Source organism: Indiicoccus explosivorum, assembly GCF_002167005.1.
Taxonomy (GTDB): domain Bacteria; phylum Bacillota; class Bacilli; order Bacillales_A; family Planococcaceae; genus Indiicoccus; species Indiicoccus explosivorum.
In genome coordinates this window covers 1-14,987 of the sequence record NZ_NHTN01000049.1, presented here as the reverse complement: position 1 = coordinate 14,987, position 14,987 = coordinate 1, and the positions used below count along the sequence as shown (strand labels likewise).

General features: G+C 57.4%; 16 protein-coding genes and 1 pseudogene. 2 read left to right on the top strand and 15 right to left on the bottom strand.

Translation table 11 applies throughout. From position 1 onward, the window contains the following. Positions 1 to 288, top strand: a 288-nt coding sequence (locus tag CCE92_RS15980; protein WP_162287874.1) for a hypothetical protein, incomplete at its 5' end; no start/stop codon positions are given. Here CCE92_RS15980 and CCE92_RS12825 read toward each other — a convergent pair. The 12 genes and pseudogenes from CCE92_RS12825 to CCE92_RS12770 form a co-directional block, all read right to left on the bottom strand. After that, positions 247 to 684: a low molecular weight protein arginine phosphatase gene (locus tag CCE92_RS12825; RefSeq protein WP_088008491.1), complete on the bottom strand. Its 438-nt coding sequence runs from the start codon at positions 682 to 684 to the stop codon at positions 247 to 249. The two genes, CCE92_RS15980 and CCE92_RS12825, sit on opposite strands and share 42 nt — an antisense overlap. Before the next feature lie 17 nt (positions 685 to 701). After that, positions 702 to 1,694 carry an L-threonylcarbamoyladenylate synthase gene (locus CCE92_RS12820; protein ID WP_088008489.1) on the bottom strand — a complete coding sequence of 331 codons (993 nt, stop codon included), beginning with the start codon at positions 1,692 to 1,694 and terminating at the stop codon, positions 702 to 704. A 24-nt stretch (positions 1,695 to 1,718) separates the two neighbouring features. Next, positions 1,719 to 2,579 (bottom strand): peptide chain release factor N(5)-glutamine methyltransferase, encoded by an 861-nt coding sequence (prmC, locus tag CCE92_RS12815; protein ID WP_088008487.1) that lies wholly within the window; start codon positions 2,577 to 2,579, stop codon positions 1,719 to 1,721. After that, positions 2,563 to 3,642, bottom strand: a complete 1,080-nt coding sequence (gene prfA, locus CCE92_RS12810) for a peptide chain release factor 1 (RefSeq protein WP_088008493.1) — start codon at positions 3,640 to 3,642, stop codon at positions 2,563 to 2,565. The genes prmC and prfA overlap by 17 nt, the downstream gene beginning before the upstream one ends. 28 nt (positions 3,643 to 3,670) lie before the next feature. After that, positions 3,671 to 4,266, bottom strand: a pseudogene (locus CCE92_RS12805) (thymidine kinase). A gap of 164 nt (positions 4,267 to 4,430) precedes the next feature. Then, positions 4,431 to 4,643, bottom strand: coding sequence for a 50S ribosomal protein L31 (rpmE, locus tag CCE92_RS12800; RefSeq protein WP_088008485.1), 213 nt, complete (start codon positions 4,641 to 4,643; stop codon positions 4,431 to 4,433). Between the two features lie 800 nt (positions 4,644 to 5,443). Beyond that, entirely contained in the window at positions 5,444 to 6,727 is a 1,284-nt protein-coding gene (gene rho / locus CCE92_RS12795; RefSeq protein ID WP_088008484.1) for a transcription termination factor Rho, read from the bottom strand. A 117-nt stretch (positions 6,728 to 6,844) separates the two neighbouring features. Continuing rightward, on the bottom strand, positions 6,845 to 7,810 hold the full coding sequence (gene glpX / locus CCE92_RS12790) for a class II fructose-bisphosphatase (protein WP_088008482.1): 966 nt from the start codon (positions 7,808 to 7,810) through the stop codon (positions 6,845 to 6,847). A 69-nt stretch (positions 7,811 to 7,879) separates the two neighbouring features. Then, positions 7,880 to 9,169 (bottom strand): UDP-N-acetylglucosamine 1-carboxyvinyltransferase, encoded by a 1,290-nt coding sequence (gene murA, locus CCE92_RS12785; protein WP_088008480.1) that lies wholly within the window; start codon positions 9,167 to 9,169, stop codon positions 7,880 to 7,882. 11 nt (positions 9,170 to 9,180) lie between these two features. Continuing rightward, positions 9,181 to 9,831: a fructose-6-phosphate aldolase gene (gene fsa, locus CCE92_RS12780; RefSeq protein WP_088008478.1), complete on the bottom strand. Its 651-nt coding sequence runs from the start codon at positions 9,829 to 9,831 to the stop codon at positions 9,181 to 9,183. Positions 9,832 to 9,911: 80 nt separating this feature from the next. Next, positions 9,912 to 10,769: a class II fructose-bisphosphate aldolase gene (locus tag CCE92_RS12775; protein WP_088008476.1), complete on the bottom strand. Its 858-nt coding sequence runs from the start codon at positions 10,767 to 10,769 to the stop codon at positions 9,912 to 9,914. Between the two features lie 83 nt (positions 10,770 to 10,852). After that, entirely contained in the window at positions 10,853 to 11,212 is a 360-nt protein-coding gene (locus CCE92_RS12770) for a response regulator (protein WP_088008475.1), read from the bottom strand. An 84-nt stretch (positions 11,213 to 11,296) separates the two neighbouring features. On the opposite strand from CCE92_RS12770, the gene CCE92_RS12765 reads away from it, so the two are divergent. Continuing rightward, positions 11,297 to 11,782 (top strand): DUF2529 family protein, encoded by a 486-nt coding sequence (locus tag CCE92_RS12765; protein ID WP_088008473.1) that lies wholly within the window; start codon positions 11,297 to 11,299, stop codon positions 11,780 to 11,782. A gap of 460 nt (positions 11,783 to 12,242) precedes the next feature. Here the strand turns inward: CCE92_RS12765 and pyrG are convergent, their stop codons facing one another. The 3 genes from pyrG to CCE92_RS16065 all read right to left on the bottom strand — a co-directional run bounded on the left by pyrG (position 12,243) and on the right by CCE92_RS16065 (position 14,831). Next, positions 12,243 to 13,847 (bottom strand): CTP synthase, encoded by a 1,605-nt coding sequence (gene pyrG, locus CCE92_RS12760; protein ID WP_088008471.1) that lies wholly within the window; start codon positions 13,845 to 13,847, stop codon positions 12,243 to 12,245. A gap of 151 nt (positions 13,848 to 13,998) precedes the next feature. Continuing rightward, positions 13,999 to 14,607 (bottom strand): DNA-directed RNA polymerase subunit delta, encoded by a 609-nt coding sequence (gene rpoE, locus CCE92_RS12755; RefSeq protein WP_088008470.1) that lies wholly within the window; start codon positions 14,605 to 14,607, stop codon positions 13,999 to 14,001. A gap of 62 nt (positions 14,608 to 14,669) precedes the next feature. Further along, complete coding sequence (locus CCE92_RS16065) at positions 14,670 to 14,831, bottom strand: hypothetical protein (RefSeq protein ID WP_164474952.1); 162 nt, start codon at positions 14,829 to 14,831, stop codon at positions 14,670 to 14,672. Positions 14,832 to 14,987 lie beyond the last annotated feature (156 nt).

Sequence of the window (14,987 nt, the reverse complement as noted above, 5' to 3'; positions counted from 1 at the left end):
GGTCTTGCCACCCCTTATCTCGGTCTCGACACTCCTTATCTCGGTCCTGAAAGGGCTTATCTCGGGCTTGGCGGCGTTTATCTCGGTCTCGACGCCCCTTATCTCGGTCTCGACGCCCCTTATCTCGGTCTCGCCACCCCTTATCCCGGTCTTGCCACCCCTTATCTCGGGCTCGCCGCCGCTTATCCCGCTCTCGCCACCGCACTCAAAAAAACCACGCAGGCCGGGCTCCGGCCTGCGTGGTTTTCACTGTTCCTGACGTATTTTCCTTTCCAGTTCCCCGAGTAATTTCTGGAGTTCCCGGAAAGTGGTGCGATACTCGGATTCCGGGCCGCCGTACGGGTCAGAGACGTCTTCCGGTGAACCGCTCACGTATTCCTTCAGTGTGTAAATTTTATGGCCGGCTCCCGGGTAGCTTCGGATCAGCGATTCTTTGTGCGTTTTTGTCATGGTCAGGACGACGGTCGCCCATTCAATGTCTTCACTGCTTACGGAGCGCGAACGGTGATCGCTATCGATCCCTTCTTCCGTCAGTACGGTGCGGGCGTGGGCAGAGATCGGGCCGCCGCCGGCGAACAGGCCGGCGGAGCGCACATCGACGCCTTCCATCTCCTTGGCTTTCATGATTGCTTCGGCCATCGGGCTTCTGCATGTGTTTCCGGTGCAGACAAAGAAAATGTTCATCTTTCCCTCTCCTCCCTTTAACTGAACCATTTGTGATCGGCCGCTTTTTCGAGCCGGTTCATGAGCGCCGCGTCCTTGGCGTGGGCTTCGGTGATCGCGACCAGAATCAGGTCCGTATCGGTTTCATCACACATCCGCAGGCTCGTGTAGAGCATATCGGGACTGAGCGGGAAAGAATAATCCGCTGCCTCGGGCGGCGTCTCGCTCAGGACCGCCACTTTCTTTCCTTTAGTGTGCAAGTGATCGATCGCCAGGCTGACCAGCTTGCTCTTATCTTCGATCAGGTACACGGGCGCATCGGGCGCATAGTGGGTGTACTTCACGCCGGGCGACCGCGGAACGTTCCGCTTGCCTTCGCCGGAGACGCGCACTTTGCCGATCACTTCCTCCAACATTTCAGCAGTGGTGCTGCCCGGGCGGAGAATGACCGGCGGTACGGCGGTCATGTCGAGGACGGTCGATTCCAGTCCAAGGATGGACGGACCGCCGTCCAGGATGAGCGGGATTTTACCGTCCAGGTCATGCAGCACATGGCCGGCTGCCGTCGGGCTCGGTTTGCCGCTCAGATTGGCGCTCGGCGCCGCAATAGGCCGGCCGGTCTGCTTCAGGAGATTCCGGGCGATGGGATGATCCGGCATCCGCAGGCCGACTGTCGGCAGCCCCGCAGTGACGTTTTCCGGGAATGCCCCTTCTTTCGCCTGCAGCACGAGCGTCAGCGGGCCTGGCCAGAATGCATCCATGCAGCGGATGGCATCGGCCGGGACATCCTTCGCATAACGGAGCGCCATTTCCTTCGAGTCCACATGGACGATCAGGGGATTGTCGGCCGGACGCCCTTTGGCCGCGTAAATCGCCTCGACCGCTTCCGGATCCGTCGCATCCGCGCCCAAGCCGTATACGGTTTCAGTCGGAAACGCGACCGTCCCGCCGCTTTGCAGGATTTCCGCCGCTTCCCGGTAATGTTCCGGGTTGCCCGTGTCCTTCCCCACTTCCACGATTCTGGTTTTCATGCCTGTTCCCCCTCACTGGCTGATTCACCGGACGATGCAGAACACCATCCGGTCTTTGCCATTGATATCCTGTTTCACATAGACTTCAGCTTCCGGCAGCGCCGCTTTGAAATAGCCGCTGACCGCTCCGCCCTGGAGGTATCCGATTTCCACACCGGCCATTCCGGGTTTATTCAATAAAACCGGGAGCGCGGAGGCGAGCTCCTCATAAAGGGCGAGTCCGCCGCCATCGGCGAACAGCGCTTCATGGGGCTCGTGGTCCCGCACGGTATCCGGCAGCGACGGGGCTTCCTCCCGGCCGATGTACGGCGGATTGGACAAAATGACATCCCATTTCCGGCCTTCGAGCGGTTCTGTCAGGTGCCCCCTGCGGAAATCGATCGCTGCGCCGAGGCGGTCGGCATTGCGTTCCGCCGCAGCCAGCGCCGCTTCCGAAATGTCGGTCGCCGTCACGTCCGCTTCCGGCAGTTCGCACTTCATCGTAATGCCGATGATGCCGCTGCCCGTGCCGATATCCGCCACCGCGAGCGGCCGGTCACCGAAAATTTCCGGGATGCGGCGAAGTATTTCTTCGATCAGTTCTTCCGTTTCCGGACGCGGGATCAGCACATCCGGCCCTACCGCGAACTCCCGGCCGTAGAACATTTCCGTGCCGGTCAGGTGCTGGACGGGCACGCCCGCCGCATGCCGCCGGACGAGCTGCCGGAACGTTTCGCCGTCGTCCGGCCCGATTTCCTCCCGGAGAGACGCCAAGAGTCCGGTCCGATCCGTCCTGAGCACATGCTGCAGAAGCAGCGGCGCCGCCATCTCTTCCCGGCCGTGCTCTTTTAAATAAGAAGAAGCCCAATTCAGGGCCCCGATGATGCTATTATGCCTGCTGCTCATTGAGCGACTCCATCTTCGCCGATTGTTCTTCCACGATCAGCGCATCGACGATTTCGTCCATTTTGCCCGTCAAAATCTGATCGAGCTTCTGGATCGTCAGGCCGATCCGATGGTCCGTCACCCGGTTCTGCGGGAAGTTGTACGTGCGGATGCGCTCCGACCGGTCGCCGCTCCCGACAGCCGATTTCCGGACCGCGTCATATTCCGCCTGCGCTTCCTGCTGGAATTTGTCATACACCCGCGCGCGCAACACTTTCATCGCGGATTCTTTGTTCTTAATCTGTGATTTTTCGTCCTGGCACGTGACGACGATCCCCGTCGGCACATGGGTGAGCCGCACGGCCGACATCGTCGTGTTGACCGACTGGCCGCCCGCGCCGCTTGATGCATACGTGTCGACGCGGATGTCTTTTTCCTGGATGTCGACTTCCACTTCTTCCGCTTCCGCCAGACACGCGACCGTCGCCGTCGACGTGTGGATCCGGCCGCCGGATTCCGTTTCCGGAACCCGCTGCACACGGTGTGCGCCGTTTTCATACTTCAGCCGCGAATACGCGCCGTTTCCGCTGATCATGAACACGATTTCCTTAAAGCCGCCGAGTCCCGTCGGCGAAGCGTCCATGACCTGGACCTTCCAGCCTTTCGATTCCGCATAGCGGCTGTACATCCGGTACAAGTCCCCGGCGAACAGCGCCGCTTCATCCCCGCCGGCCGCCCCGCGCACTTCCATAATGACGTTCTTGTCGTCGTTCGGGTCTTTCGGCAATAAAAGAACGTGCAGCCGCTCTTCCAGCGCTTCCTTGCGCTCTTCGAGTTCCGTCACTTCTTCTTTCACCATTTCCCGCATGTCCGCATCGAGCCGGTCATCCAGCATGGTCTTCGCATCCGTCAGCTGACCGGATACGTCCCGGTACTCCCGGTAGACGTCCACCGTTTCCTGCAAGTCCGACTGTTCTTTCGAATATTCCCGGAGCTTTGCTGTATCGCTGACGACATCCGGATCGCTCAGCAGCTCATTCAGCCGGTCGTACCGGTCTTCCAGCGTCTGGAGCCGGTCAAAAATTCCGCTCATTCCGTCATTCCACCTCGTTTCAGGATTCCGTCACCGTCACGCCCGCCGGCACTTCATGGTGATGGCGGCAGCGCGGTTCATAGGCTTCCGATGCACCGACCAAAATGATCGGATCGTCCGCGCCCGCCGGCCGGCCGTCGATCAGCCGCTGCGTCCGGCTCGCCGGTGATCCGCAGACGGTGCAGACCGCCTGCAGCTTCGTCACCTGCTCGGCAACCGACAGCAGCCGCGGCATCGGCCCGAACGGCTCTCCCCGGAAATCCTGGTCGAGCCCCGCCACGATCACCCGGAATCCGTGATCCGCGAGCTGCTGGACGGCATCGGTGATTTTCTCATCAAAAAATTGTGCTTCATCTATGGCAATCACATCGAACTCATCTGAAATAAAGGACTGGATCTCGTCAGAATGGCTGATCGGATGCGCAATCACCGTCGAGCCGTTATGTGAGACAACCGCCTCTTCGCTGTACCGATCGTCGATCTTCGGCTTGAAGACCGCGATTTTCTGCTTTGCGAATTGTGCCCGGCGGATCCGGCGGATCAGTTCCTCCGATTTCCGGAAAACATGCTCCCGCAGATCAGCTCCACCCAGCCCGACTGTTTCATTACGTACATTCTTTCGTCTGCTCCCTTCGCCATTCGGTCTACCTCTTATCATACCGAAAAACGGGACCGATTTCCGCACTTTTTTCAGAAACAGACAGAAATCCCGTTCGCGGCGCAGACATGAAAATACCCGGCGCGCAGCGGGCTGCATGCCGGGTATCCGTGGTCTCAAATTACTGATTGTCTGATTTGATACCGTATTTTTTGTTGAAGCGGTCCACACGGCCATCCGCTGCTGCGAATTTCTGACGACCTGTGTAGAATGGGTGGCATTCGTTGCAAACCTCTACACGGATGTCCTCTTTAACGGAACCTGTTTCGAACGAGTTGCCGCAAGAGCATGTGACTGACGCTGCTTTGTAATCTGGGTGAATTGCTGCTTTCATAGTTAAAATCTCCTCCTGCCCTGATCCATCCGGAACAGAGTTTTACGGTTGATGACCTTTGCCTTACACGGCTCTTCAGGCCGTATATGCACGGGTTCCTTTGACTTACAAAGAACAGTATAACAAGGCCCGGCGCCGCATGCAACATGTTTGCTCATGTTTTTCAAGCGGCCGAAGTTACATACAGAGAATCTTTAAATTACTCTTGCCTTCGGCAAAAACCGCTCGCTTGCCGGTGACAAAGCGGCTGCGGACCGAAAAACCCATGCGCTTTCCGCGGACGAACGGACAAGCCTCCTCCGCCTCCGCTGTCTGCGTGCGGGGTCTTGTTCCGTCCGTTTTTCCGCAGGAGTCGCATGGGCACGTCTCCGCAGCCGGATGGCCTCCAAACGTCTCACAATTTTCGCCTCGCAAGATTCATGGATTCCTGTATCACGCCGCTCACTTTCATCACAATGCCAAGACGTGTATTCAGCAGCAGACATGTTATATGTAATGTCTACCGGGCGATACAAGCAAAGCAGCTGTCAGGCTTGCCATATGGACAAGCCTTTTATCTGAAATAAGGAAGAATGAGCGGCAGGCGGCGAATGAACGGGGAAGATTCTCTGACCCGTTCATTTGCGATGAGCACGCGTAGCGGCGCAGGAGCACCGGTTTTTGACGGCGAGATTTCCGGACCGCCCTGGCAGCTGGCGCGACGTCCTGTCGCGCCAGCTGCATGTCCCACTTCCTGTGGGGCAGAAAGCGTCCGCCTGGAGCGATTTCTTCCTAATAACAGAAGATCAAAGGCTGCAATTCTACAGCAGTCCTTTGCTGCTCCGGTGCGCTTTGATTTCGCCGGTGAGCTGGTCGAAGAATTCTTCGTTCGATTTGGTCTGGCGCAGTTTGCGCAGGAAGCGTTCGCCGAAATCAGGCGTATCGGAGAACGTCTTGCGGATGAGCCAAAGTTTTTCGAGCTGGTCGGGATCAAGCAGCAGCTCTTCTTTGCGGGTGCCGGAGCGGCGGACGTCGAGCGCCGGGAAAATGCGGCGTTCCGCCATGCTGCGGTCCAAGTGGAGCTCCATGTTGCCCGTCCCTTTGAATTCTTCGTAGATGACTTCGTCCATCCGCGATCCCGTGTCGATGAGTGCGGTGGCCAGGATTGTCAGGCTGCCGCCCTCTTCGATGTTGCGGGCCGCCCCGAAGAAGCGTTTCGGCCGGTGGAACGCCGCCGGGTCGATACCGCCAGACAGCGTCCGCCCGCTCGGCGGGATGACCAGGTTATATGCACGGGCGAGCCGGGTGATCGAATCCATGAGGATGATGACATCCCGCTTATGTTCGACGAGGCGCATCGCCCGCTCCAGGACGAGTTCCGCCACTTTCACATGATTGTCCGGTACTTCATCGAATGTCGACGACACGACGTCCGCATCCACGGACCGTTCGATATCCGTCACTTCTTCCGGGCGCTCGTCGATGAGCAGCACGATGAGTTCCGCTTCCGGGTGGTTCGTGGTGATGGAATTGGCGATTTCTTTCAGCAGCATCGTCTTGCCCGCTTTCGGCGGCGCGACGAGGAGTCCGCGCTGGCCGAAGCCGACCGGGGCCACGAGGTCGATGATGCGGCTTGACAGCTGGCCCGCTGTTGTTTCGAGCTGGATCTGGCGGTCCGGATAAAGCGGTGTCAGGCCCGGGAAATGGACGCGTTCCTTTGCCACTTCCGGGTCTTCGCCGTTGACCGCTTCCACTTGAAGGAGGCCGAAGTAGCGCTCGTTTTCCTTCGGCGGGCGCACTTTGCCGGAGACTTTATCGCCGTTCCGGAGGTCGAACCGGCGGATTTGTGAAGCGGAGATATAGATGTCCTGTGAACTCGGGGAGTAATTGATCGGCCGGAGGAACCCAAACCCTTCCGATTGGATGATTTCCAGGACGCCTTCCATGAAAAAGAACCCTTCCTGTTCCGCCCGCGTCTTCAGGATGGCGAAGATCAGTTCTTTCTTGGTCAGTTTGCTGTAGTTCGTCAGCTTGTACTCTTTCGCCAGTGAATACAGCTCTTTAAGTGTCATATTCTCCAGAGAGGAGATGGTTATTGTCGTCATTTATTGTACACCACGCTTATCGGATTTTTGGGATGTTGGATGGAATGCATGTGTGGGTGGTTTGAAAAGAATGAATAGAAGGAGCCCGGCTGGCCGCCGGGCAGTAAGGGTTTCTGTTCAGTCATTCATGACAAGATTCGGTTTTTTCTTGAGGCTGTGCTGTCCTTCGACAAAACGGACAGTGCCGGATTTCGCCCGCATGACGAGCGAGTGGGTCATGCTCGACGTGCCGGAGACCCGCACACCGCGGAGCAGTTCCCCTTCCGTGACGCCGGTTGCAGCGAAAATGGCATCGTCGCCTTTGACGAGGTCGTCCATCATGAGGACCCGGTCCACGTCGAGGCCCATCTTCCTGCAGCGCTCCGCTTCCTCTTCACTCTGCGGAAGCAGCCGCCCCTGCAGTTCGCCGCCGAGGCATTTCAGCCCGACAGCCGCGATGACGCCTTCCGGTGCACCGCCGGAGCCGAACAGGATGTCCACACCTGTCTGCGGGAAAGCGGTGTTGATCGCGCCCGCGACATCGCCGTCGCTGATCAGTTTGATCCGTGCGCCGGCATCCCGGATCTGTTCGATGATGTGCTCATGGCGCGGTCTGTTCAGCACGGTCGCCACGACGTCCTCGATGTCTTTGTTCTTCGCTTTGGCCACTGCCCGGAGGTTGTCGATGATCGGCGCGTTGATATCGATTTTCCCGACCGCTTCCGGCCCGACCGCGATTTTGTCCATGTACATGTCAGGCGCGTTCAGCAAGTTCCCGCGGTCCGCAATCGCCAGCACCGCCAATGCGTTCCAGCCGCCTGAAGCCACGATGTTCGTCCCTTCGAGCGGGTCGACTGCCACGTCCACTTCCGGGCCGTGTCCCGTTCCGAGTTCCTCACCGATATACAGCATCGGGGCTTCGTCCATCTCCCCTTCACCGATCACGACGACTCCCTGCATCGGAATCGTATCGAAAACTGTACGCATCGCGCTTGTCGCCGCGTCATCCGCTTCGTTCTTGAGCCCGCGGCCCATCCATCGCGCAGAAGCGATGGCTGCCGCTTCCGTTACACGGACCAGTTCCATCGATAAACTTCGTTCCATTTTCCAGCCTCCCCGTCAATGCTATCGTTTTTATTGTAGCATATTCCATTCCGGGACAGAGCGGAACTTTCAGCCGCGCGACTCCGGATTCGAACCGGACACGGGTGTCACGGTTTCCTTGCGGATGTCCGCTCCGAGCGCGCTGAGGCGGCTAATCAGATCGGCGTATCCCCGCTCCACGTGGTGGATATCCCGGACTTCCGTCTCGCCTTCCGCCAGCAGGCCGGCGATCACGAGGGCGGCGCCGGCCCGGAGGTCGCTCGCCTTGACAACCGCCGCGCTCAGCGGCGTCGGACCGAAGATGACGGCCATGGACCCTTCGACGCGGCCTTCCGCATTCATGCGGCGGAGTTCATCGATATGCTTGAAGCGGGCGGAATAGATCGTGTCCGTCACGATCGACGCCCCTTCCGCCTGCGTCATGAGCACAGAAAACGGCTGCTGGAGATCCGTCGCCAGCCCCGGGTAGACGAGTGTCTTGATGTCCACCGCTTTTAGCGGCCCCGCCTTCGGGATGAAGATGGATTCTTCGCCTTCTTCGATTTCCACGCCCATTTCACGGAGCTTCGCTATAAGCGCTTCAAGGTGGAACGGGATGACGTTGTCGATCCGGATGCCGTCTCCGGCCGCCGCCGCCATGATCATGAACGTTCCGGCTTCGATGCGGTCCGGGATGATGGAATGGCGCGTGCCGTGCAGTTCTTCAACGCCGTCGATGCGGATCACGCTCGTGCCGACCCCTTTGATTTTTGCGCCCATATTAGTCAGGAGCGTCGCCACATCGATGATTTCCGGCTCTTTCGCCGCGTTTTCAATGATGGTCTGGCCTTTTGCCAGCACGGCCGCCAGCATGATGTTGATGGTCGCGCCGACACTCGCCACATCCAAGTAAATCTTCGCGCCGTGCAGTTCCTCCGCCCGGAGATAAATCGCGCCGTGTTCGTTCGTCACGGTGGCGCCGAGCGCTTCAAAGCCTTTGATATGCTGATCGATCGGACGCGGGCCGAGGAAGCAGCCGCCCGGCATGCCGATCACCGCATGTTTGAAGCGGCCGAGCATTGCGCCCATCATATAGTAGGAAGCCCGCAGTTTTTTGACATTGCCGTTCGGGAGCGGCATATCCGTCATTTCGTCCGTGTTGATTTCCATCGTGCCGTTTTCGAATGACACGCTGCCGCCGATCTCTTCAAGGATGCTTTTCAGCGTCCAGACATCCGAGATTTCCGGCAGACCGTCGATTTGAACAGGTGAATTCGCCAAAATGGAAGCGGGAATGAGTGCCACCGCACTGTTTTTCGCTCCATTCACTTTAATGGTGCCTGACAGGCGTTTCCCGCCCCTGATTTTGTATACGTCCATACCGATTCCCCTTACTCTGTCTTCCGTTTTTCCCAATCCGCCAGGAATGCGTCGATTCCTTTATCGGTCAGCGGGTGCTTGAACATCTGCTGCATGACTTTGATCGGCATGGTGCCGATGTGTGCGCCGTTCAGTGCAGCTTCCGTCACGTGCTGCGGGTGGCGGATCGACGCTGCGATGATTTCCGAATCAATGCCGTGGAGCGAGAAGATCTCCGCAATCTGCGCGATGAGGTCCATGCCGTTGTGGCCGATATCATCGAGTCTGCCGAGGAACGGCGACACGAACGACGCGCCGGCCCGCGCTGCAAGAAGCGCCTGGTTCGCCGAGAAGATGAGCGTCACGTTCGTCTTGATTCCTTCATCGGTGAGCACTTTACAGGCTTTCAGCCCCTCCGGCGTCATCGGCAGCTTGACCGTGATGTTCGGTGCGATCGCCGCCAGTTCCCGGCCTTCCTTCAGCATGCCTTCCGCGTCGAGCGAGATGACTTCACCGCTGATCGGACCGTCCACCAAATCCGCGATTTCCTTCAGCCGGTCATGGAATGAAACATTCTTCTCCTTCGCCACAAGGGACGGATTCGTGGTCACGCCGGAAAGGATTCCCCACGAGTGCGCTTCTTTGATTTCATCGAAGTTTGCTGTGTCAATAAAAAATTTCATCCTGAACATTCCTCCTGAATACCGGAAAAGAGAGAAGATGCCATTCGGACCTTCTCTCTTATTCCGTTATGATTATCCTATTATGCCTTTTGTGAACTGCCGAAGTCGCGCATTTTACCCTTGACGGTGTTTTTGATCGCTTCGCGTGCCGGTCCGAGATATTTGCGCGGATCGTACACGTCCTGATCATTGTTCAGCACATCGCGGATCGCCTTGGAAGCGGCGATCTGGCTTTCCGTGTTGACGTTGATCTTCGCTGTGCCGAGTGAAATCGCCCGCTGGACGTCTTTCAGCGGAATACCGGTGCCGCCATGCAGCACGAGCGGAACATCGGACTGTTTTGAGATGATCTCCATTTCCTCGAATCCGAGGTTCGGTTCCCCTTTGTACGGTCCGTGGACGGAACCGAGCGCCGGCGCGAGGCAGTCGATGCCGGTCTGCCCGACGAGCTGCCGGCACTCTTCCGGATCCGCGTAAATGACGCCGTCCGCGATGACATCGTCTTCCTGGCCGCCGACGACACCCAGCTCGGCTTCAACGGAGACGCCGCGCGCGTGGGCGTATTCGACGACTTTCTTCGTGATTTCCACGTTCTCTTCGAAAGGATGATGGGAAGCATCGATCATGACGGATGTAAAGCCCGCATCGATCGCTTCTTTGCACTTCTCGAAGCTCGAGCCGTGATCGAGATGGATGGCGACCGGTACGGTGATGCCGAAATCTTCGATCAGCCCTTTCACCATCTGGACGACCGTATAGAATCCGCCCATGTACCGGGCGGCACCTTCAGAAACACCGCAGATGACCGGTGACCCTTCCTCCTGGGCGGCCTGCAGGATCGCCTGGGTGAATTCAAGATTGTTCAGGTTGAACTGCCCGATGGCGTAGCCTTCCTGCTTCCCTTTTATCATCATTTCTTTCATTGAAACCAATGGCATATGTTGTCCTCCTAGATTCACTGTATAACAATTCCTTCCCTATCATACCAAAAACCTCTGGCATTGACCAATAGGCTGGAGCATCAATTCTCCAGCACCCGGTTCACTTCATCGCGGACTTCGAATATATCGAACGGCTTGGTGAAATAACGAACCGCACCGAGTGAGACGGACTCCTCGATCAAGTCCAATTCCCCGTAAGCCGTCATCATCATGATCGGCAGTTCCGGTTTCTGCGACTTCAGCCGTTTGAGGATCTCAATGCCGTTCATGCCGGGAATCTTCATATCGAGCAGCACGGCATCCGGCGCGGTTTCATCCGCCTGCCGCAGCGCTTCGATCCCATTGGATGCAAGAACGGTGTGATAGCCTTCTTTCCTGAACACTTCCTCGAGAAGAAGCCGGATGCCTGGCTGATCGTCCACAATCAAAATGGTTTTCACTGCCTGCACCCCCTTTTTCTCTCATTGTACCTGTTTTCATCCGCTTCTGCTTATCTGGTATACTTTTTCAGTGAGGTGAAGGAAATGAAAATGCTGACAACCCAGCTGACCGGTCTGCTGCAGCGGATCGGGAAGCATGAAGCGGCCATCGAAGATACCGCCCGGGTCATGGCGCAGGCCGCCATCGGCGAAGGGACGGTCTATCTTGCCGCTTTCGGCGAAATGGAAGCGGTGTCGGCGGCCGCCTTCCACGGCCCTGAACCGCTTCGTTCCGCCAAGCGCTGGCAGCCCGGGACCGAACTGACAAGCGCAGATCGCATCTGGATCCTGGCCCGTAAGGACGAAGGGGCGGAACTGGCGGCGGCGCTTACGGACCAGTTCATCCCGTTCGCTTATTTGAGCGCCGAGACGTATGACAATACAGACGCCGACGCATTCCTGTCGCTTGGCATCGACAAGGGGCTGCTTCCGGATGACTCCGGCGGGCGGACTGTCGTCCCCCACGGACTCGCTGCCCTTTTCGTCTACCATGCCGTCAAACTGGTGTTTGATGAAATGCTGGCTGACTAGAAATCAAGGCTCCCGCACAGCTTGCAGCGGGAGCCTTTTGACTTTCAAAAAATTTATAATTGAAGAATTCGCTTCCGGCGGACGCTTTCGGGCACACAGGAAGTGGGTCATGCAGCTGACGCGACAGGACGTCGCGCTGGCAGCTGCCAGGGCGGTCCGCGAGCCGCTTCGACCGCCAGCGGTCTCCAGAGTCTTGCTTCGTCTGCTTATCCCGCAGGAGTCCTGCAAGTTCTGCTTCCCCCTTAATCTTTAATCTACTGCTGTTCTGCAATGAAAAGGAAAAAAACCATGCCAAAAACCGTGTGCTCCTGCATCGCTTCGCTGCTTCGTCACAAAGGCAGCCCTCACAGGGTTCGGTCTACCTTTCCTGCGGAAAAACTGGCTGTCCGAGACCCCGCAAACCCGCGTCAGCGGGTGCGGAGGCTCGGCAGTCAGTCCGCGGAAAGGGCATGGATTTTCCTTATTCTCCTGTATGCTCCAGCGAAGCACGGATGAATTCGCGGAACAGCGGCTGCGGGCGCGTCGGGCGCGAGACGAATTCAGGGTGGAACTGGCATGCGACGAACCACGGATGATCCGGCAGTTCGATGATTTCGACCAGTCTGCCGTCCGGGCTTGTGCCGGAAAAGATGAAGCCGGCCGCTTCGAACTGCTCGCGGAATTCATTATTGAACTCATAGCGGTGACGATGGCGCTCGTAGACAAGCTCCTCGCCGTACGCTTCGAACGCCTTCGAATCCTGCTGGAGCTTCGCCGGGTACAGGCCGAGCCGGAGCGTGCCGCCGAGGTCTTCGATATCCTTCTGTTCCGGCAGCAAGTCGATGACCGGATATGCCGTTTCGGCTGCCAGTTCCGCCGAATGGGCGGCATCGAGCTTCATGATGCTCCTTGCGAATTCCACCGACGCCAGCTGCATGCCGAGGCAAATGCCGAAAAACGGAACCTTGTTTTCACGCGCATAGCGGATCGCGGCGATTTTCCCTTCCACGCCCCGATCGCCGAATCCGCCGGGGACGAGCACTCCTGAACAGCCGTCCAGCAGTTCCGCGGCATTCGCTTCTGAAATCTGTTCCGCGTTGATCCACTTCACTTCGATGTCCGAGTCGAAGGCATAACCGGCATGCTTCAATGACTCGACGACGGAAATGTAGGCGTCCTGCAGCTCGACATACTTGCCGACGAGCCCGATCTTGACGGTTTTCTTCAAGTTCTGCACCCGGTGGATCAATTCTTTCCATTCGTCCATGTCCGCTTCCGGCGCATCGATGCCGAGGTAATCGAGCACGATGTCGTCCATCTTCTGGGCTTGGAGGTGAAGCGGGATTTCGTACAGCGTTTCCGCGTCGCGCGCTTCGATCACTTCGTTCGGACGGATGTCACAGAACAAAGCGATTTTGTCTTTCATTTCCTGCGGAACCGGCTGTTCTGTCCGGACCACGATGATGTTCGGCTGGATTCCGAGCGACCGCAGTTCCTTTACGCTGTGCTGGGTCGGCTTCGTCTTCATTTCACCGGCGGCGCGGATGATCGGAATAAGCGTACAATGGATATACATGACATCTTCGCGGCCGAAATCGTGGCGCATCTGGCGGATCGCTTCGAGGAACGGCAGTGATTCGATATCGCCGACGGTCCCCCCGATTTCCGTGATGACGACATCGGCGTGCGATTCTTTACCGGCCCGGACAAGCCGGTCCTTGATTTCGTTCGTGATATGCGGGATGACCTGCACCGTCCCGCCGAGGTAGTCCCCCCGCCGTTCCTTTTTGATGACAGTGGAATAGACTTTCCCGGTCGTCACGTTCGAATATTTATTGAGGTTGATGTCGATGAACCGCTCGTAATGGCCGAGATCGAGATCGGTCTCCGCGCCGTCCCCCGTCACAAACACTTCCCCGTGCTGGTACGGGCTCATCGTCCCCGGGTCAACGTTGATATACGGATCGAATTTCTGGATGGTCACGTTCAGTCCCCGGTTTTTCAGCAGTCTGCCGAGCGATGCGGCGGTGATCCCTTTTCCGAGTGATGATACGACCCCGCCTGTCACGAAAATGTACTTAGTCACGCTTTTTTCCTCCTCTGAAATCAAAAAATAAAAGCGCTCCACCTGCCTCTGCAGGGGGAGCGCATCGCTTGTTCGGTCATTTCTCCCTTTTTAGGGAGCCCAATAAAATCTTATCCGCTGAAGGAGCGGAAGTCAAGGTAAATCGCCGTCGTCACTTCAGACCGTCTTCGCTGTCCGACTCTTCGTCGGAGGAATCGCTGTCTTCGTCCTCGTCTTCGACGACCAGTCCGTCGCCGATCTCATCCACGTCATCATCGTCGTCGTCATCGAAATCGAGCGTTTCGACTCCGTCATCCGGCAGGTCGTCCTCGTCATCCGAGTCATCCGAGTCATCCGCCGAATCGTCGTCCTCTTCGTCCTCATCATCGTCCTCATCGAATTCGTCGAATTCATCGAGGTCTTCGTCGTCGAGGTCTTCCGTTTCATCCTCTTCTTCTTCGACCGCTTTTTTCTTCGATTTTTTCTTGCGGGCTTTGACAGTCGGCGCCGACTCTTCCTCGATCTGCTCCACCGGATACCATTCGCGGAGGCCCCAGCGGTTTTCGCCGAGGATCAGAAAACGGCCGTCCACGTTCAGGTCCGTATAGAACTGGACGAAGCGCTGCGTCATTTCGTCTTTCGGCACGCCGAGGAGTTTCGTCAGTTCATCGACGAGTTCCTGGTATGTCATCGTCTCGCGCCGTTCTTCGAGCACGGCGAACGCGAGGTCGATCAGTGATTCTTCCTGAAGTTCTTCCTGTGACAGTTCCTGTATATTCAATACATGCACTTCCCTTCTCGTCGCATTAACTTATTCATTATATCTAAACCGCGCCCTGCCGGCTACCGGGATTTCCTTTTCGCCCGAAGCCCCATCCGGATGCCCACGGCGAATAAATAAATCGACAGCAGCAGGAGGGGGATCGAACCGAGCTGCTCATTGTACAGCAGAAACACCAGCACGATGCAGATGACCGGGAATATGAAGAATAGAATCTGTTTCATCTGCCCGCCCCTTCCGTTTCTTTTATTATAGCGAAGATGCATGGCGGTTGTGAACCGTGGCGGGAAGCTGCGCTGCCGGGTTTATTCTCGAACCCCCCTCGTTTATTCTCGAAAATGTGCTTTTTATTCTCGAAACCACTTCATTTATTCTCGAAA

Bases quoted from the DNA above. Each gene is read 5' to 3' on its own strand.
- fsa (WP_088008478.1), bottom strand. From the start codon at position 9,831: ATGAAATTTTTTATTGACACAGCAAACTTCGATGAAATCAAAGAAGCG.
- murA (WP_088008480.1), bottom strand. From the start codon at position 9,169: ATGGACGTATACAAAATCAGGGGCGGGAAACGCCTGTCAGGCACCATT.
- CCE92_RS12820 (WP_088008489.1), bottom strand. From the start codon at position 1,694: ATGAAAACCAGAATCGTGGAAGTGGGGAAGGACACGGGCAACCCGGAA.
- prmC (WP_088008487.1), bottom strand. From the start codon at position 2,579: ATGAGCAGCAGGCATAATAGCATCATCGGGGCCCTGAATTGGGCTTCT.
- CCE92_RS12825 (WP_088008491.1), bottom strand. From the start codon at position 684: ATGAACATTTTCTTTGTCTGCACCGGAAACACATGCAGAAGCCCGATG.
- CCE92_RS12775 (WP_088008476.1), bottom strand. From the start codon at position 10,769: ATGCCATTGGTTTCAATGAAAGAAATGATGATAAAAGGGAAGCAGGAA.
- CCE92_RS16065 (WP_164474952.1), bottom strand. From the start codon at position 14,831: ATGAAACAGATTCTATTCTTCATATTCCCGGTCATCTGCATCGTGCTG.
- rpmE (WP_088008485.1), bottom strand. From the start codon at position 4,643: ATGAAAGCAGCAATTCACCCAGATTACAAAGCAGCGTCAGTCACATGC.
- rho (WP_088008484.1), bottom strand. From the start codon at position 6,727: ATGACGACAATAACCATCTCCTCTCTGGAGAATATGACACTTAAAGAG.
- glpX (WP_088008482.1), bottom strand. From the start codon at position 7,810: ATGGAACGAAGTTTATCGATGGAACTGGTCCGTGTAACGGAAGCGGCA.
- CCE92_RS12765 (WP_088008473.1), top strand. From the start codon at position 11,297: ATGAAAATGCTGACAACCCAGCTGACCGGTCTGCTGCAGCGGATCGGG.